General features: G+C 61.2%; 21 protein-coding genes. 2 read left to right on the top strand and 19 right to left on the bottom strand.

What is annotated here, in order from left to right; all coding sequences use genetic code 11:
* Positions 1-3: 3 nt before the first annotated feature.
* From ccmE to ccmA, 5 genes are all read right to left on the bottom strand, one after another.
* Entirely contained in the window at positions 4-459 is a 456-nt protein-coding gene (gene ccmE, locus ACQKP2_RS20755) for a cytochrome c maturation protein CcmE (RefSeq protein ID WP_427579065.1), read from the bottom strand.
* The gene (gene ccmD / locus ACQKP2_RS20750) at positions 456-632 is read right to left on the bottom strand and encodes a heme exporter protein CcmD (RefSeq protein ID WP_057398391.1); all 177 of its coding nucleotides are present in this window, start codon (positions 630-632) and stop codon (positions 456-458) included. The genes ccmE and ccmD overlap by 4 nt, the downstream gene beginning before the upstream one ends.
* Entirely contained in the window at positions 629-1,384 is a 756-nt protein-coding gene (locus ACQKP2_RS20745) for a heme ABC transporter permease (protein ID WP_427579063.1), read from the bottom strand. The genes ccmD and ACQKP2_RS20745 overlap by 4 nt, the downstream gene beginning before the upstream one ends.
* Positions 1,385-1,471: 87 nt before the next feature.
* The gene (gene ccmB / locus ACQKP2_RS20740; RefSeq protein WP_427579061.1) at positions 1,472-2,140 is read right to left on the bottom strand and encodes a heme exporter protein CcmB; all 669 of its coding nucleotides are present in this window, start codon (positions 2,138-2,140) and stop codon (positions 1,472-1,474) included.
* Positions 2,137-2,772 (bottom strand): cytochrome c biogenesis heme-transporting ATPase CcmA, encoded by a 636-nt coding sequence (ccmA, locus tag ACQKP2_RS20735; protein WP_427579060.1) that lies wholly within the window; start codon positions 2,770-2,772, stop codon positions 2,137-2,139. The genes ccmB and ccmA overlap by 4 nt, the downstream gene beginning before the upstream one ends.
* A 198-nt stretch (positions 2,773-2,970) precedes the next feature.
* On the opposite strand from ccmA, the gene ACQKP2_RS20730 reads away from it, so the two are divergent.
* Positions 2,971-4,566 carry a flagellar hook-length control protein FliK gene (locus ACQKP2_RS20730; RefSeq protein ID WP_427579058.1) on the top strand — a complete coding sequence of 532 codons (1,596 nt, stop codon included), beginning with the start codon at positions 2,971-2,973 and terminating at the stop codon, positions 4,564-4,566.
* Positions 4,563-4,892 carry an EscU/YscU/HrcU family type III secretion system export apparatus switch protein gene (locus ACQKP2_RS20725; RefSeq protein WP_427579056.1) on the top strand — a complete coding sequence of 110 codons (330 nt, stop codon included), beginning with the start codon at positions 4,563-4,565 and terminating at the stop codon, positions 4,890-4,892. The genes ACQKP2_RS20730 and ACQKP2_RS20725 overlap by 4 nt, the downstream gene beginning before the upstream one ends.
* A gap of 129 nt (positions 4,893-5,021) precedes the next feature.
* Here the strand turns inward: ACQKP2_RS20725 and ACQKP2_RS20720 are convergent, their stop codons facing one another.
* From ACQKP2_RS20720 to ACQKP2_RS20655, 14 genes are all read right to left on the bottom strand, one after another.
* A complete protein-coding gene (locus ACQKP2_RS20720) occupies positions 5,022-5,417 on the bottom strand; it encodes a DUF2802 domain-containing protein (RefSeq protein WP_427579055.1) in 396 nt (131 codons plus the stop codon).
* Positions 5,418-5,903 carry a chemotaxis protein CheW gene (locus tag ACQKP2_RS20715; protein ID WP_427579054.1) on the bottom strand — a complete coding sequence of 162 codons (486 nt, stop codon included), beginning with the start codon at positions 5,901-5,903 and terminating at the stop codon, positions 5,418-5,420. It lies immediately after the preceding gene.
* A gap of 84 nt (positions 5,904-5,987) precedes the next feature.
* On the bottom strand, positions 5,988-6,935 hold the full coding sequence (locus ACQKP2_RS20710; protein WP_427579052.1) for a CheW domain-containing protein: 948 nt from the start codon (positions 6,933-6,935) through the stop codon (positions 5,988-5,990).
* A gap of 146 nt (positions 6,936-7,081) precedes the next feature.
* The gene (locus tag ACQKP2_RS20705; RefSeq protein WP_427579050.1) at positions 7,082-7,870 is read right to left on the bottom strand and encodes a ParA family protein; all 789 of its coding nucleotides are present in this window, start codon (positions 7,868-7,870) and stop codon (positions 7,082-7,084) included.
* A gap of 39 nt (positions 7,871-7,909) precedes the next feature.
* On the bottom strand, positions 7,910-8,800 hold the full coding sequence (gene motD, locus ACQKP2_RS20700) for a flagellar motor protein MotD (RefSeq protein WP_427579049.1): 891 nt from the start codon (positions 8,798-8,800) through the stop codon (positions 7,910-7,912).
* Between the two features lie 15 nt (positions 8,801-8,815).
* Entirely contained in the window at positions 8,816-9,556 is a 741-nt protein-coding gene (locus ACQKP2_RS20695) for a flagellar motor protein (RefSeq protein ID WP_427579048.1), read from the bottom strand.
* Positions 9,556-10,686, bottom strand: a complete 1,131-nt coding sequence (locus ACQKP2_RS20690; protein WP_427579046.1) for a protein-glutamate methylesterase/protein-glutamine glutaminase — start codon at positions 10,684-10,686, stop codon at positions 9,556-9,558. The genes ACQKP2_RS20695 and ACQKP2_RS20690 overlap by 1 nt, the downstream gene beginning before the upstream one ends.
* A gap of 49 nt (positions 10,687-10,735) precedes the next feature.
* On the bottom strand, positions 10,736-13,018 hold the full coding sequence (locus ACQKP2_RS20685; RefSeq protein WP_427579045.1) for a chemotaxis protein CheA: 2,283 nt from the start codon (positions 13,016-13,018) through the stop codon (positions 10,736-10,738).
* Positions 13,019-13,072: 54 nt separating this feature from the next.
* Positions 13,073-13,861, bottom strand: a complete 789-nt coding sequence (locus tag ACQKP2_RS20680) for a protein phosphatase CheZ (protein ID WP_427579044.1) — start codon at positions 13,859-13,861, stop codon at positions 13,073-13,075.
* 19 nt (positions 13,862-13,880) lie between these two features.
* Complete coding sequence (locus tag ACQKP2_RS20675) at positions 13,881-14,252, bottom strand: chemotaxis response regulator CheY (RefSeq protein ID WP_003183998.1); 372 nt, start codon at positions 14,250-14,252, stop codon at positions 13,881-13,883.
* 166 nt (positions 14,253-14,418) lie between these two features.
* Positions 14,419-15,159 carry an RNA polymerase sigma factor FliA gene (fliA, locus tag ACQKP2_RS20670; RefSeq protein WP_427579043.1) on the bottom strand — a complete coding sequence of 247 codons (741 nt, stop codon included), beginning with the start codon at positions 15,157-15,159 and terminating at the stop codon, positions 14,419-14,421.
* The gene (fleN, locus tag ACQKP2_RS20665) at positions 15,156-15,986 is read right to left on the bottom strand and encodes a flagellar synthesis regulator FleN (RefSeq protein WP_427579042.1); all 831 of its coding nucleotides are present in this window, start codon (positions 15,984-15,986) and stop codon (positions 15,156-15,158) included. Before fleN ends, fliA begins: the two co-directional genes overlap by 4 nt.
* A 116-nt stretch (positions 15,987-16,102) precedes the next feature.
* On the bottom strand, positions 16,103-17,428 hold the full coding sequence (gene flhF / locus ACQKP2_RS20660) for a flagellar biosynthesis protein FlhF (protein ID WP_427579041.1): 1,326 nt from the start codon (positions 17,426-17,428) through the stop codon (positions 16,103-16,105).
* A gap of 11 nt (positions 17,429-17,439) precedes the next feature.
* Positions 17,440-17,712, bottom strand: a 273-nt coding sequence (locus ACQKP2_RS20655; RefSeq protein WP_427579039.1) for an FHIPEP family type III secretion protein, incomplete at its 5' end; no start/stop codon positions are given.

Here is a 17,712-nt window from a genome sequence, read left to right as displayed (position 1 = left end):
GGGTCAACCCTCCTTCGCAGGTGTTGGAGCGGCTTGACCACTGTCTTTCAACGCCTTGGTCACTTCCGGCGGCATGTACTTCTCGTCGTGCTTGGCCAGCACTTCATCGGCCACCACCACGCCATCGGCATTGAGCTTGCCCAGGGCAACGATGCCCTGCCCTTCGCGGAACAGGTCCGGGAGGATGCCGCGGTAGCTGATGGTCACGGACTTGTTGAAGTCGGTGACGACGAACTTGATATCCAGGGAATCCGAAGAGCGTTGCAACGACCCCTTCTCGACCATGCCGCCGGCGCGAATGCGCGTGTCATGGGGCGCTTCGCCATTGGCGATCTGGGTCGGGGTGTAGAACAGGTTGATGTTTTGCTGCAGGGCACTCAGGGCCAGGCCGACGGCAGCGCCGACACCGACCAGAATCGCGAGAATGATGGTAAGACGCTTTTTGCGCAGCGGATTCACTTGCCGTTCTCCCGGCGCAGACGACGCGCCTCCTGTTGCAGATACCGCTTGCGGGCCAGGATCGGCGCCGCCACGTTGAGGGCCAGCACCACCAGGCAAATGCCGTAGGCCGACCAGACATACAGGCCATGATGACCCATGGCGATGAAGTCGCCGAATGAAGCAAAACTCATCGAGCGATCTCCAGGCTGTTCTGAACTTCGGCTTTCACCCAACTGGCCCGCGCCTCGCGCTTGAGCACTTCCAGACGCATGCGCAGCAGCAATACCGCGCCGAAGAAACAGTAGAACCCCAACGCCGTCAGCAGCAACGGTAGCCACATTTCAGCGGGCATCGCCGGTTTTTCGGTGAGGGTGAAGGTCGCGCCCTGGTGCAGGGTGTTCCACCACTCCACCGAGTACTTGATGATCGGAATGTTGATCACGCCGACAATGGCCAGTACCGCGCAGGCCTTGGCCGCGCTGTCACGATTGCTGATGGCATTGCCCAGCGCAATCAGGCCGAAGTACAGAAACAGCAGAATCAGCATGGACGTCAGCCGCGCGTCCCAGACCCACCACGAGCCCCAGGTCGGCTTGCCCCAGATGGCGCCGGTCACCAGCGCCACGGCCGTCATCCAGGCCCCGATGGGCGCCGCGCATTGCAGCGCGACGTCGGCCAGTTTCATTTTCCACACCAGCCCGACGACACCGCACACCGCCGCCATCACGTAAATGGACTGCGCCAGCATGGCGGCCGGAACGTGGATGTAGATGATGCGAAAGCTGTTGCCCTGCTGGTAGTCGGGCGGTGCGAAGGCCAGGCCCCATACCACGCCGATACCGATCAGCAGCAACGCTGCAATGCTCAGCCATGGCAGCAGCCTGCCGCTGATGCCATAAAACCACTTGGGTGAGCCGAGCTTATGAAACCAGGTCCAGTTCATACTGTTTCCATCACGGTTGCTCTTCACGACAAAGAGCCTGGGTCTGTCTTTCTTGAAAAGTGGTCAAAATTTGACCAGACCTCATTATTATTCGCCGACGCTGATCTTCAGGCCAGCAGCTATTGCAAAGGGTGTCAGGGTTATCGCCAGGGCGGTCAGGCTGCCAAGCCACAGCAGGTAACCGGTCGCCGGCATGCCCTGCAAGGCCGCCTGCAAGGCGCCACTGCCAAGGATCAACACCGGGATGTACAACGGCAGAATCAACAATGCCAGTAACAGGCCACCACGCTTCAAACCGACCGTCAATGCCGCGCCCACCGCACCGAGCAGGCTCAATACCGGTGTACCGAGCAATAAGGAAAGCAGCAACACCGGCAGACAGGCGGCAGGCAAGCCGAGCATCAGCGCCAGCAAAGGTGAGAGCAAAACCAGTGCCAGGCCGGAAAAGGCCCAGTGTGCCAGTACCTTGGCCGAAACCAGAAGAGGCAGAGGGTGCGGCGAAAGGACCCACTGTTCCAGCGAACCGTCTTCGAAATCACCGCGGAAAAGCCCGTCCAGCGAGAGCAGAACCGATAAAAGGGCCGCCACCCAGACCAGTCCCGGAGACAAGGTTTGCAACAATTGAGACTCGGGACCAACGGCCAGCGGGAACAGCGAAACAACGATGGCAAAAAACACCAATGGATTGGCCAGTTCCGCAGGACGGCGGAACAGCAGACGGGCCTCACGGGCGACCAACAGGCCAAATACGCTCATACGGCCCATTTCCCCAGATCGATATCACGGTAACCCGCCGGTACGCGGTTCAGGCTGTGGTGGGTGGTCAGCACGACCAGGCCGCCGCGCTCGCAGTGCCCGGCCAGGTGCTCTTCCAGCTGGGCCACGCCTTGTTTGTCGAGGGCGGTGAACGGCTCATCGAGAATCCACAGCGGCGGGCTGTCCAGATACAAGCGCGCCAGTGCGACGCGGCGCTGCTGGCCGGCGGACAAGGTATGGCAGGCTACGTCTTCGAAACCGCGCAATCCGACCGCCGCCAGGGCCTGCCAGATCGCATCGCGGGACGCCGGTTGATGCAGGGCACAGAGCCAGCTCAGGTTCTCTTCCGGGGTCAGCAGATCCTTGATTCCGGCGGCATGGCCAATCCACAACAGATTGCGGGCCAGCTCGGTGCGTTGTTCGTGGAGCGGCTGGCCGTTGAGCAGCACCTGACCGGCTGTCGGCTGCATCAAGCCCGACAGCAGGCGTAACAGGCTGGTCTTGCCACTGCCGTTGGGGCCGCTGATTTGTATCATTTCGCCACTGGCCAGTCGCAAATCGAGATTTTCGAAGAGCAGCCGAAGGTCTCGCTCACAGGCAAGGGCAACGGTTTGCAGGACAGGACTGGTCAAGTGTTCGCGGGCCTTATAGGGTTCAAGTCGGCTCTGGCGCGGCCGTTAAAGAGATGCAGAATAGATGTATTGGCCACCCGAGCGAGAGACTTGCGTCAAATAATTGCGATGTTTCGGGCACCCTGTATACAACCGCGCGGCATTATACATGCCATTTCCTACTCCAAAGAGCGCATTTTCCCAAGGTTGTGACCGCGTATGACAGGCGAAATGAACATTCTCCAGCTGCCACAGGCCACTGCAGTGACCACGCGGCTGGTGGCCAGCGGCGAACTGCTCAAGCTGCTGACACCCGTCGAGGGCCTGATCACTACGGGCCAGACCGCCCAGGCCGAAGTGCTGTCGCTCAAGCAGACCGATCAGACCTTTCAACTGCTGCTCAAGGTCACCCTGGACAGTGGCCGCCAGACCACGGTCCAGGCCACCAGCAACCAGCCCTTGCCCGAGGGGGCCAGCCTGACGGTCACCCAACCCTCGGCAGGCAACCTGGCGATCACCGTGCAGCAGGCCATCGCCTCCAGTGTCGCCACGCTCACCCGCCTCGATACCGCGCAACTGCCGGTCGGCACGCTGTTGCAGGGCAAGGTACTGACCTCACAGGTGCTGCCGCAGGTACCGGGGCAGCCGACGGTATTCCGTTCGATGGTCAGCCTGCTCAACACCGCGTTGAGCGGCAGTACCTTGAGCATCGACAGTCCGCAACCCTTGCGCATCGGTACATTACTCAGTGCCCAGGTGCAGGACACTCAGACATTGAAATTCCTGCCCTTGAGCAGCCGCCAGGAGCAATTGGCGGTGACCCAGCAACTGGTCAGCCAGACCAGTCGCCAAGGTTCTCTGGACGGTCTGCTCAAGCTCTTGCAAAACCTGCCACAAAACCTGTCGCAAAACCTGCAGTCCTCGGATCAGACGTCCATCGACCTGCGCGCAGCCGCGGACAGACTGCTGGCCGGCCTGCCCGACGTCGAACAATTGAGCACCCCCAAAGGACTGGCCCTGGCGCTGGCCGGCAGCGGCGCATTTCTGGAAAGCAAACTGCTGACCGGGCAGAACCCGACGCTTGCGCCCGACATGAAGGCCGATTTGCTCAAGCTGATCGCGCAACTGACACCGGGGCTGCCGGCCAGCACCAATCTCGGTGCGATCATCGCCGCCAATACCCTGGCCCAGGCCATGCCAAGCTTCGTGCGTAACGCACTTGGCATGCTCGGCCAGGTCAGTGCCAAACCGTCGCCGACCGGCTTCCCTTTACCCGAACGCCTGTTGCAAAGCGCCGAGGGCGAAGGAGACCTGGAACACCTGCTGCGCCTCGCCGCCGCAGCGGTTTCACGCCTGCAGAGCCATCAACTGTCGAGCCTGGAGCAGACCGGCATCACCAGCGACGGGCGCCTGATGAGCACCTGGCAACTGGAAATCCCGATGCGCAACCTGCAGGACATCGTGCCGCTACAGATCAAGTTCCAGCGCGAAGAGACGCCTGCCGAGCAACAGCCCCAGCAACGCCGCGACGAACGCGAGCCGAAACAACCGCTGTGGCGGGTCGAGCTGGCCTTCGACATGGAGCCCCTGGGACCGTTGCAGGTCCAGGCGCAATTGAACCAAGGGAGCCTGTCCAGTCAGTTGTGGGCTGAAAGGCCATACACCGCCAACCTGATCGAGACCCATCTGGCAACCCTGCGCGAACGCCTGCTGGCCTCGGGCCTTAACGTCGGCGATCTCGACTGCCATCTGGGCAAACCACCCCAAGGTCCGCAAACCCGTCTCGAACAACGCTGGGTCGACGAAAACGCATGACAAACCCCAACGCCCCCCGCCAGGCCATCGCCCTTAAATACGATGGAGCCCATGCCCCGACCCTCACCGCCAAGGGCGACGAGGAACTGGCCGAAGAAATCCTGAAGGTCGCCCGCGACTATGAAGTGCCGATCTACGAAAACGCCGAACTGGTGAAACTGCTGGCGCGGATGGAACTGGGGGACAGCATTCCGCAGGAACTCTATCTGACGATTGCCGAGATCATTGCGTTTGCATGGAACTTGAAAGGAAAGTTTCCGGCAGGACAGGACCCGGATGCGCCGCGGGTGGAGAAGGATGTGACAGATCGCGGGGATGATTACTAAGGTTTGGAACGCCCCCTGTAGGAGCGAGCAAGCTCGCGATGGACGACAACGATGACGCTGGCAGCCTGACACCCTGCGGTGGTGCGTCATTCATCGCGAGCTTGCTCGCTCCTACAGGTGAAGAGGGGTTCAGCTGTTCTTGTGCAACTTGCTCATCAACTCCGCCTCGGCCTGGGTCAGGCCGCAAGACTGGGTCAGTTCGTCGACGCTCGCGCCCATTCCAACCAGTCGCGCCGCCTGGGCGAACGACAGGCTGGAAGGATCGCGCTGTTCCAGCGAGGCCAGCTTGTCCGGCAATGGCGCGACGATCGCGCGCAGCTGGTGCAGGTCCTCACCCATGCGCACATTGCCGTTCTGGTAGTCGTCTACTCGTTTGGCCAGGTCCTTGATGCGCTGATCACGCAGCGCATCGCCCTGGGCCTGTTGCGCAGCGATCTGCCGCTGACCGCGAATGTACGACAGAAACATCGCCAGCGTGCCTGCCCAGAAGAGGAACAGGACAATGACCGCAACCTCGAGAATCAATCAGATACTCTCCAGTTCCGACCATTCTTCTTCGCTCATCATCTTGTCGAGCTCGACCAGGATCAGCAGTTCGTTGTTCTTGTTGCAAACGCCCTGAATGAACTTGGCGGACTCTTCGTTACCGACGTTCGGAGCGGTTTCGATTTCCGACTGACGCAGGTAAACCACTTCGGCCACGCTATCGACCAGGATCCCGACGACCTGCTTGTCGGCTTCAATGATCACGATACGGGTGTTGTCGGTATGTTCGGCGGACATCAGGCCGAAACGCTGGCGGGTGTCGATCACGGTGACCACATTGCCACGCAGGTTGATGATACCCAGCACATAGCTTGGAGCACCCGGCACCGGCGCGATTTCGGTGTAGCGCAGGACTTCCTGAACGCGCATCACGTTGATGCCGTAGGTTTCATTGTCCAGCTTGAACGTTACCCATTGCAGGATCGGATCTTCGGAACCCTTTGCCGCCGTTGCCTTATCATTCATACCCTGACCCCTCGAAAAACCGCCCTGGCGGTGTGTGTTCAGTGCTGCGGCATTTGAATACCGTCGCGTGTTTGTTTTGTCGCTCTATTTCGGTTTGTGGGCAGGCTTGCTGCCACCCATGTGCTTTGCCCCGCCGCTGGCGATCAGCTCGGCCAGCTCGGAAACATCGAGCAATGCGCACATGTGTTCAATCACCGTGCCCGCCAGCCATGGCCGTTGGCCACGATGGCTGCGCCATTTGATTTCGTTAGGGTCCAGGCGCAACGAGCGGCTGACCTGATGCACCGCCAGCCCCCACTCATAGCCTTGAACCGAGATGACGTATTGCAAGCCCTGACGGAAGTCGTCGCGATAGCGGTCGGGCATGACCCAACGCGCGGTATCCAGGACCTTGAGGTTGCCGGCCTGGCTCGGCAGGATGCCGAGGAACCACTCCGGCTGACCGAACAGCGGTGTCAGTTCGTGGCCGGCCAGGGGGTAAATCGACCCAAGGCATACCAGCGGCACCGCCAGGGTCAATCCGGCGACATCGAACAACAGGCATTCGAACGGCTCGGCTGCCCAGGCCGGACGCCCGTCGGTTTCAACCGGAGGCGGCGTGTTGGCCGGCGGCAAGTGAACTTCGACGACTGGAGGCACCAGCACCTGCTGCACCTGCACCGCTGCCGGTACCGGTGTTTGCTCCTGCTCGATAACCGGCGGGACCAAGGCCTGCAAGAGCGGCGCTATGGTCGAGACCGGAGCCAAAACCTGCGCGGGCGCGTCAACCACGGCAACGGCGGCCGGAACCGGTGTCTGCACAGGCTCGACGACCTTGATGACCGGCGCGGCGGCTCTGGCTTGCTGCGCATCGCGGGCCTGCTCTTCGAGTACCGCGGCCTGGAACTCGTCCAGCGCAGCCTCGGCCACGATCACATCAGGCAGTGGCTCAACCGGGGGCAACAACTCCTCGGTAAGGTCTTGCAGCAAATTGTCCAGATACGATTGCAGCGCCAGTTGCGGGCGCGATGTGATCTTGATCGGCCGGTTCATACGCGTCCCCCTGTAGGAGCGAACGGTGCGGCGATCCGACTTGCTCGCGAAGAACGATTACGCGGTATGCCTGCCAAAATGGCGTTGCCTGCTTCGCGGGCAAGTCGGATCGCCGCACCGCTCGCTCCTACACGGACTGGTTTCATCTACGCCACCTGCGGAACGAGTTGTGCCGCCAGCAGATGCTTGAGCAGCGCGCGGTAAGCGAGAACACCACGGCTCTTGCCGTCGAATTGCGAGGGTGTCACCCCGGCCCGGCTGGCGTCGCGCAAGCGCGTGTCCACCGGAATGTAGCCTTGCCAGATTTCTTCCGGAAACTTGTCACGCAGTATCCGCAGCGTACCGAGGGACGCTTGCGTGCGGCGGTCGAACAGGGTCGGCACGATGGTGAACGGCAGTGCCTGTTTGCGCGAGCGGTTGACCATCGTCAGCGTATTGACCATGCGCTCCAGCCCCTTCACGGCCAGGTGTTCGGTCTGCACCGGGATCACCAGTTGCTGGCTCGCCGCCAAGGCATTGACCATCAGCACGCCGAGCAATGGCGGGCTGTCGATGACCGCGTAATCGAAGTCCTGCCACAACTGCGCCAGGCTCTTGGCGATCACCAGGCCCAGCCCACTCTGGCCCGGCGACTGGCGTTCGAGCGTGGCCAGCGCGGTGCTCGATGGCAACAGGGAAATGCGTTCATCACTGGTGGACAGCAGCAATTGCCCCGGCAGCCCTTGCGGCACAGTGCCCTTGTGCAGGAACAGGTCGTAGTTGCTGTGTTCCAGGCTGTCGGGGTCGTATCCGAAATAGCTGGTCATCGAGCCATGGGGATCGAGATCGACCACGACCACGCGCTTGCCTGCCTCGGCCAGCAAACCGGCCAAGGCGATGGAGGAAGTGGTTTTACCGACACCACCCTTTTGATTGGCGACTGCCCAGACTCTCATTCGGATTGTTCCTCCCGGTCGGGTAGACCGGGAAATAGCTCAACGTGTTAATGCGGGTGACGGAGAATTGACGGCGCTCTCTCGTACCGGCGACTTGACCGGGGTCGGTGCAGTTTGTGTGCCAGCACGCTTCAAGGCCGCATCCGGTTGTGCATGGGCCGTTCCGGTGCCGGTCAGGCTGCGGCGCACATCGAGGTTGCGCGACACCACCAGGACCACGCGGCGGTTACGCGCCCTGCCCTCGGCCGTCGCGTTATTGGCCACGGGCTGGAATTCACCATAACCCACCGACGCCAGGCGACCGGGATTGACCCCCTGCATGGCCAGCATGCGCACGATGCTCGCCGAACGAGCCGAGGACAGCTCCCAGTTGGTCGGGTACTGCGCGGTACGAATCGGCTGATCGTCGGTAAAGCCTTCGACGTGAATCGGGTTGTCGAACGGTTTCAGGATCGCCGCGACCTTGTCGATGATATTGAAGGCGATGTCGCTGGGCATGGCATCGCCACTGCCGAACAACAGGCTGGAATTGAGCTCGATCTCGACCCACAACTCGTTGCCGCGCACGGTCATCTGGTTGGAGCTGATCAGGTCGCCGAACGCGGCGCTGATATCGTCGGCAATGCTCTTGAGCGGATCGCTCGCCCCGGCAACGCCGGCATCGACCTGATCACTGTCCTTGACCAGCGGCTTGGCCGGCGTCACGGTCTTGGGACGCTCGTCGCCGATCGGGATCGGCTTGAGGGCATGATCGGTATCGGTGAAGACCCCGATCAATGCCTCGGAAATGATCTTGTACTTGCCTTCGTTGATCGACGAGATCGAATACATGACCACGAAGAAGGCGAAGAGCAAGGTGATGAAGTCGGCGTAGGAAACCAGCCAACGCTCATGGTTTACATGCTCTTCATGCTGACGGCGACGAGCCATAGTCCTTTACCCCCATCAATCCATGAAGCCCTGGAGCTTCAACTCGATAGAGCGTGGGTTTTCACCTTCGGCGATCGACAGAATTCCTTCCAGCAACATTTCGCGATAACGCGACTGGCGCAACGCAATGGATTTGAGTTTCGCGGCAATCGGCAGCAACACCAGGTTGGCACTGGCCACACCGTAGATGGTGGCAACGAAGGCCACGGCAATGCCGTTGCCCAGTTGCGACGGATCGCCCAGGTTGCCCATGACGTGAATCAGACCCATCACCGCACCGATGATGCCGATGGTCGGCGCATAGCCACCCATGCTTTCGAAAACCTTGGCCGCTTCGATGTCACGGCTTTCCTGGGTATAGAAATCCACTTCCAGGATGCTGCGGATGGCTTCGGGCTCGGCACCGTCGACCAGCAATTGCAGACCTTTGCGCGAGTAGCTGTCGGGTTCGGTGTCGGCCACGCCTTCGAGACCCAGCAAGCCTTCCTTGCGGGCAGTCAGGCTCCAGTTCACGACGCGATCGATGCCACCGGCCAGGTCGACGCGCGGTGGAAACAGGATCCACGCCAGAATCTGCATGGCCCGCTTGAAGGCGCTCATCGGCGACTGCAGCAATGCAGCACCGATGGTCCCGCCGAGCACGATCAACGCCGCCGGGCCGTTGGCCAGCGCGCCAAGGTGGCCGCCTTCGAGGAAGTTGCCGCCGATGATGGCGACGAACGCCATGATGATGCCGATAAGGCTTAGAACATCCATCAGATACACGCCTCGACCAAGTGCCGGCCGATATCGTCCAGGCTATACACCGCATCAGCGAGTTCGGCCTTGACGATGGCCATCGGCATGCCGTAGATCACGCAGCTGGCTTCATCCTGGGCCCAGATCGAACTGCCGCCCTGCTTGAGCAGACGCGCACCTTCGCGACCATCGGCGCCCATGCCGGTCAGGACCACCGCCAGAACTTTGTCGCCGTAGGACTTGGCCGCCGAGCCGAAGGTGATATCCACGCACGGCTTGTAGTTCAAGCGCTCATCGCCCGGCAGGATTTTCACCGCGCCACGGCCGTCGATCATCATCTGTTTGCCACCCGGTGCCAGCAACGCCAGCCCCGGACGCAGGATGTCGCCATCCTCGGCCTCCTTGACGCTGATACGACACAGCTTGTCCAGACGCTCGGCGAAAGCCTTGGTGAAGGCCGCCGGCATGTGCTGGATCAACACGATCGGCGCAGGGAAACCGGCCGGCAACTGGGTCAGTACCCGCTGCAGGGCGACCGGGCCACCCGTGGATGTACCGATGGCCACCAGCTTGTAGGACTTGCGTTTGGGTGCCGCCGAAGCCGCAACCGGCGCATGCGCCCGGACAGGTGCCGGGGCCGGCGTCGAACGCACAGGAGGCAGGTGGCTGCCCAAATGACCGGCCGAAGGTGTTGGCGTCGCAACAGGTGCCACCACCGGCGCCGGCGCACTGTAGGCGCTGACACGACGGTTGCTGCGCGAAATGCTGAGGATCTTCTCGCACAGCAGTTGCTTGACCTTCTCGGGGTTACGCGAAATGTCTTCGAAATTCTTCGGCAGGAAGTCGACCGCGCCGGCATCCAGCGCATCGAGGGTCACCCGGGCGCCTTCGTGGGTCAGCGAGGAAAACATCAGGACCGGCGTCGGACAGCGCTGCATGATATGCCGCACCGCCGTGATGCCGTCCATCATGGGCATCTCGTAGTCCATGGTGATCACGTCCGGCTTGAGGGCCAGGGCCTGATCGATCGCCTCTTTTCCGTTGGTCGCCGTACCGACGACCTGGATATTGGAATCCGCCGAAAGAATTTCCGAGACGCGGCGGCGGAAAAACCCCGAATCGTCCACCACCAGGACTTTGACTGCCATAAACACTCCGTTAGACGGAGCGAGGCTCAGCCGCCCCGCTCCATCAGAATCAAATACGCCGCGTGGCGTAACGCTTGAGCATGCTCGGAACATCGAGAATCAGCGCAATGCGACCGTCACCGGTAATGGTGGCGCCCGACATGCCCGGGGTTCCCTGGAGCATTTTGCCCAATGGCTTGATGACCACCTCTTCCTGGCCCACGAGCTGATCGACGACGAAGCCGATCCGCTGAGTGCCTACCGAAAGGATCACCACATGGCCCTCGCGCTGCTCTTCGTGAGCCGCGGAGCTGACCAGCCAGCGCTTGAGGTAGAACAGCGGCAGCGCCTTGTCCCGCACGATCACCACTTCCTGGCCGTCCACCACGTTGGTGGTCGACAGGTCGAGGTGGAAAATTTCGTTGACGTTCACCAGCGGGAACGCGAACGCCTGGTTGCCGAGCATGACCATCAGCGTCGGCATGATCGCCAGGGTCAGCGGCACCTTGATGACGATCTTCGAACCCTGGCCTTTGGCCGAGTAGATGTTGATCGAACCGTTGAGCTGGGAAATCTTGGTTTTCACCACGTCCATGCCCACGCCGCGACCCGACACGTCGGAAATCTCGGTCTTGGTCGAGAAACCCGGGGCGAAGATCAGGTTGTAGCACTCGGTGTCGCTCAGGCGATCGGCCGCGTCCTTGTCCATCACACCGCGCTTGACCGCGATGGATCGCAGGACATTCGGGTCCATGCCTTTGCCGTCATCGGAAATCGACAGCAGGATGTGATCGCCCTCTTGCTCCGCAGCCAGGATCACCTTGCCGCCACGGGCCTTGCCCGACGCTTCGCGCTCTTCCGGCGACTCGATGCCGTGGTCGACCGCGTTGCGCACCAGGTGGACCAGCGGATCGGCCAGGGCCTCGACGAGGTTCTTGTCCAGGTCGGTTTCTTCGCCGACCAGCTCCAGGTTGATTTCCTTCTTGAGCTGGCGAGCCAGGTCGCGAACCAGGCGCGGGAATCGCCCGAAGACTTTCTTGATCGGCTGCATCCGGGTCTTCATGACCGCGGTCTGCAGGTCGGCCGTGACCACGTCGAGGTTCGACACGGCCTTGGACATGGCTTCATCGCCGCTGTTGAGACCCAGGCGAACCAGGCGGTTACGCACCAGCACCAACTCGCCGACCATGTTCATGATTTCGTCCAGACGCGCGGTATCGACCCGCACGGTGGTCTCGGCTTCGCTGGCCGGCTTTTCCGCCGGCGGCGAGGCCGGGGTACGGGACGGCGCAGGTGCCGCGGCCGGTGCTGGTGCGGCAGCCGGTGCTGGCGTTTCGGCTTTCGGCTCGGGTGCCTTGGCTGCCGGCTTCGGTGCCGCAGGTTTGGCTGCCGGCGTTGTAACAGCAGCATTCGAGCCGGTCGCCGCTGTTGCGGTGCCGACTTCGCTGAACTTGCCTTTGCCGTGCAATTCGTCGAGCAGTGATTCGAATTCCTGGTCGGTGATCAGGTCGCTACCGGCCGCGGCGGCGGCAGGTGCGGCAGGCGTCGGTACCGACGCAATGGCCGACTCCAGTGCTTCGACGGCAAAGTTACCCTTGCCATGCAACTGGTCGAGCAGTGCTTCGAACTCGTCGTCGGTGATATCGGAGCTATCGCCCTCGGCTTTCGGCGCCTCTGCTGCGACAGACGCGGCAGGCGGCGTCAGGCCATCGACAGCGAACTGACCTTTACCGTGCAACTGGTCGAGCAACGACTCGAACTCGGCATCGGTGATTTCGTCGCTGGCCGCGGCATCGCCGGCAGGCTCGGCAACAGCGGCTGGCGCCTCGGCTTCAGCCTTGACGGCGTTCAGCGAGTCCAGCAATTGTTCGAATTCATTGTCGGTGATATCGCCCGACTCACTTTCGGCGACAGGTTCCTCGATCACCTCGGCCACCGGCGCAGGTGCGACTTCGTCGGCCGTTTGCGGCTCGGCCAGGCGGGCCAGGGCCGCGAGCAGTTCCGGTGTAGCCGCCGTGATCGGGCTACGGTCGCGGACTTCGCCGAACATGCTGTTGACCGCGTCCAGTGCTTCGAGAACCACGTCCATCAACTCCGAGTCGACGCGACGCTCACCCTTGCGCAGGATGTCGAACACGTTCTCGGCGATGTGACAGCACTCCACCAGCTCGTTGAGCTGAAGGAAGCCGGCGCCCCCTTTTACAGTGTGAAAACCGCGAAAAATTGCATTGAGCAGATCCGCATCATCCGGACGGCTTTCCAGCTCGACCAGTTGCTCGGACAGTTGCTCTAGAATCTCGCCGGCCTCAACCAGGAAATCCTGAAGGATCTCTTCATCGGCGCCGAAGCTCATCAGGGGGGGTGCTCCTAAAGGTCTAAAAACCCAAAAAACCTAAAATGCTGAAACTCAAAATCCTAGGCTGGATAACAAATCGTCCACATCGTCCTGACCGGACACAACGTCTTCTCTTTTATCGGCATGAATCTGCGGACCTTCACCCTGAGAGAGATGTTTTTGTGGATCTTTTTCGGCAAGCATCGCCGCACGGTCGTGTTCGATGCCCGCAAAGCGGTCCACCTGACTGGCCATGAGCACGAGCTTGAGCAGGTTGCTTTCTACTTCGGTGACCAGTTGGGTCACACGCTTGATCACCTGGCCCGTGAGGTCCTGGTAATCCTGGGCAAGCAGAATGTCGTTGAGATTGCTTGATACGGTGCGACCGTCTTCGGCGCTACGTGCCAGAAAACCGTCGACTCGACGGGCCAGGTCGCGAAACTCTTCGGCACCGACTTCGCGACGCATGAAGCGCCCCCAGTCCGTACTCAAAGCCTGGGCGTCATCGCTCAGGCGATTGACCAATGGCGTGGCGTTCTCCACCAGATCCATGGTGCGGTTCGCCGCAGCCTCGGTCAGCTTGACCACATAGGACAGGCGCTCGGTCGCATCCGTGATCTGTGACACTTCCTCGGCTTGCGGCATATGCGGGTCAATCTGGAAATTGACGATCGCGCTGTGCAACTCACGGGTGAGCTTGCCCACTTCCTGATACAGGCCGCGGTCACGGGTCTGGTTGAGCTCATGGATCAATTGCACAGCATCGCCGAACCTGCCCTTTTCAAGGCTCGCGACCAGTTCGACGGCATGTTTTTTCAGGGTCGATTCAAAATCGCCCAGCGAAGATTCGTTTTGCCCCATAGCTCCCCCGTGGCGCAGTTCAACCGATGCGTTCGAAAATCTTCTCGATTTTTTCTTTCAACGCCTGGGCCGTGAAGGGTTTGACCACATAGCCGTTCACACCGGCCTGGGCCGCCTCGATGATCTGCTCGCGCTTGGCTTCAGCGGTCACCATCAGCACCGGCAGATGCTTGAGTTTTTCATCGGCACGTACGTGGCGCAGCAGATCGATACCGGTCATGCCCGGCATGTTCCAGTCCGTTACCAGAAAGTCGATGCTCCCGCTGTTGAGTACCGGAATGGCGGTAGTGCCATCGTCGGCCTCGACCGTGTTGGTGAACCCAAGGTCACGCAACAGGTTCTTAATGATCCGCCGCATCGTTGAGAAGTCATCAACGATGAGGATTTTCATGTTCTTGTCCAATTCGACCTCCAAGCAGACTAAAACGCGCCCAGCACCTGGACGCGCCATTTCAATCAATCTGGCAAAGCACTCAATGACTGTCTGGAGTACAACGAATCGAAACGGGCGCGGTTCATCACCCCACCCGCCACGTCGCAGTGCCCCCACACCGCCTTCAACGCGCTCGCCACTCTCCCAAACGCCCCCGCAAACGGGCCGCGCACTGGCTGTGTAACTGGCTGACCCGAGATTCGCTGACCCCCAGGACCTCACCGATTTCCTTGAGATTCAACTCTTCGTCGTAGTACAGCGCCAACACCAGTCGCTCACGCTCCGGCAAATTGGCAATCGCGTCCGCCAGCGCGGCCTGGAAGCGCTCGTCTTCCAGATCGCGTGACGGCTCGAGATGAGCACCCGCGCCATCCTCGTGCAGCCCTTCGTGTTCGCCGTCCTGCAACAGATCGTCGAAACTGAACAGCCGACTGCCCAGGGTGTCATTCAAAATCCCGTAGTAATCGTCGAGACTCAATTGGAGTTCGGCCGCAACCTCGTGATCTTTAGCGTCACGGCCGGTTTTAGCTTCAATCGAGCGAATGGCGTCGCTGACCATCCGGGTATTGCGGTGGACCGAACGGGGCGCCCAGTCACCCTTGCGGACCTCATCGAGCATGGCGCCGCGGATGCGGATGCCCGCGTAGGTTTCGAAACTGGCGCCTTTGCTGGCGTCGTACTTGGTCGACACTTCCAGCAGGCCGATCATCCCGGCCTGGATCAGGTCTTCGACCTGGACACTGGCCGGCAGACGTGCCAGCAAATGGTAGGCAATGCGCTTGACCAACGGTGCATAACGCTCGATCAACTCGTATTGAGCGTCGCGTGCCGATTTCCTGTAGAGGTTCATACCGCTGGCTGTCATAGCACGGGTCCTGCCGTTTGTTGCACAAGGCGCTCGACGAAAAACTCCAGGTGTCCGCGCGGGTTGGCCGGCAGCGGCCAGGTGTCGACCTTCTGTGCGATGGCCTTGAATGCCAGCGAGCACTTGGAACGCGGAAAGGCTTCATAGACCGCACGTTGCTTCTGCACGGCCTTGCGCACACTTTCGTCATACGGCACGGCGCCGACGTATTGCAGGGCGACGTCAAGGAAGCGATCCGTGACCTTGGTCAGCTTGGCGAACAGGTTGCGACCTTCCTGCGGGCTCTGCGCCATGTTGGCCAGGACGCGGAAACGATTCATCCCGTAGTCGCGGTTCAGCAACTTGATCAGCGCATAGGCATCGGTGATCGAGGTGGGTTCGTCGCAGACCACCAGCAACACTTCCTGTGCGGCGCGCACGAAGCTGACTACCGAGTCACCGATACCCGCAGCGGTATCGATCACCAATACGTCGAGATTGTCGCCGATGTCGCTGAACGCCTGGATCAGGCCGGCGTGTTGCGCCGGGCTCAGGTGAACCATGCTCTGGGTGCCGGAAGCGGCCGGAACGATGCGGATGCCACCCGGCCCCTGCAACAGGACGTCGCGCAGGTCGCAACGCCCCTCGATCACATCGGCCAGGGTACGTTTGGGTGTAAGGCCCAGCAGAACATCGACGTTCGCCAGCCCCAGATCGGCGTCCAGCAGCAAGACGCGCCGGCCAAGCTCGGCCAGGGCCAGCGACAAGTTCACTGACACGTTAGTTTTGCCGACGCCACCCTTGCCGCCGGTCACCGCGATCACCTGTACGGGATGCATGCTGCCCATGTTATTTCTTTACCTTGTCTTGCATAGACGGAGGCCACATTACTGGCTGCGCGTTCGCAATTTGAACAATGCATGGCAGACCATCGATGTAGGTACAAAAACGATTCATTGTCACCTCAGCCTACCTGCTTGGCGGGACTGTGGTAGATGTCAGCGAACATGTCGGCCATGGCTTCTTCGCTGGGCTCTTCCTGCATTTGCACGCTGACGGCGCGACTGACCAGTTGATGACGACGCGGCAGATGCAAATCATCCGGAATCCGCGGACCGTCGGTCAGGTAGGCCACCGGCAACTCATGGCTGATGGCCAGGCTCAACACCTCACCCAGGCTGGCCGTTTCATCCAGTTTAGTCAGGATGCAGCCGGCGAGCCCGCAGCGCTTGTAACTGTGATAAGCCGCGGTTAGAACCTGCTTCTGGCTGGTGGTTGCCAGGACCAGGTAATTTTTTGCCCGGATACCGCGACCGGCCAGGCTCTCGAGCTGCATGCGCAGCGCTGGATCGCTGGCTTGCAGGCCGGCGGTATCGATCAGCACCACGCGCTTGCGCAACAGCGGATCCAGCGCCTGCACCAGCGATTGCCCCGGATCGACGTGGGTCACCGACACGTTGAGAATCCGACCAAGGGTCTTGAGCTGCTCCTGGGCACCGATCCGGTAGCTGTCCATGCTCACCAGCGCAATGTTCTGCGCGCCGTACTTGAGCACGTAACGGGCAGCGAGCTTGGCCAGGGTGGTGGTCTTGCCCATGCCGGCAGGGCCCACCATGGCAATCACGCCACCTTCTTCGAGCGGTTCGATTTCCGGCGTGGTGATCATCCGCGCCAGGTGAGCCAGCAGCATGCGCCAGGCCTGGCGCGGCTCTTCGATATCCGTCGTCAGTGCCAGCAAATCCCGCGACAACGGTCCCGACAGACCGATGCGCTGCAGGCGACGCCAGAGGTTCGCCTGATCGGGACGGTTGCCTTGCAGTTGACTCCAGGCCAGGGAGCCGAGCTGAACCTCCAGCAATTCGCGCAGCCCGCTGAGTTCGGAACGCATCGAGTCGAACACCCGCTGATCGATCGCAGGCGCGGCAGCAGGTGCCGGCGCCGGGCGACGGGGCTCGGCGTAGGTCGGCTCGATCAAGGGTTCGGCAGCCGTGAGCGGCAGGCCGGCGAACAACTGACGGTTGGTGGCGTTGTCGCTCTCGCCTTCGCTGCGCAGGCTCAGTTCGGCCTGGGCGGTGACGATCCGCGACTGGGTCTTGCGCAACTCATCTTCGAGTTCAATGTTCGGAACACGTGGAGCCAGTGCCGACAGCTTGTAATCCAGGGCAGCCGTCAACTCGACACCACCGGCGATGCGGCGGTTGCCGATGATGGCGGCTTCAGCGCCCAGCTCATCACGAACCAGCTTCATGGCCTGACGCATATCGGCGGCGAAAAAACGCTTAACTTGCATAAACCACTACCTCAGCCGTTGGGCCCTACTGTCGCAACGATGGTCACTTGCTTGTTGTCAGGGATTTCCTGGTAAGCCAGCACATGCAAACCCGGCACCGCGAGTCGGCCAAATCGCGAGAGCATCGCGCGAACCGGGCCGGCTACCAGCAGAATCACCGGTTGACCTTGCATCTCCTGGCGCTGTGCCGCATCGATCAGCGAACGCTGCAGCTTCTCAGCCATGCTTGGCTCCAGCAGAACGCCCTCTTCCGAGCCTTGTCCTGCCTTCTGCATGTGGAGACA

The sequence above is a fragment of the Pseudomonas sp. NPDC089569 genome, assembly GCF_050280625.1.
Taxonomy (GTDB): Bacteria; Pseudomonadota; Gammaproteobacteria; order Pseudomonadales; family Pseudomonadaceae; genus Aquipseudomonas.
This window is presented reverse-complemented; position numbering and strand designations above follow the sequence as displayed.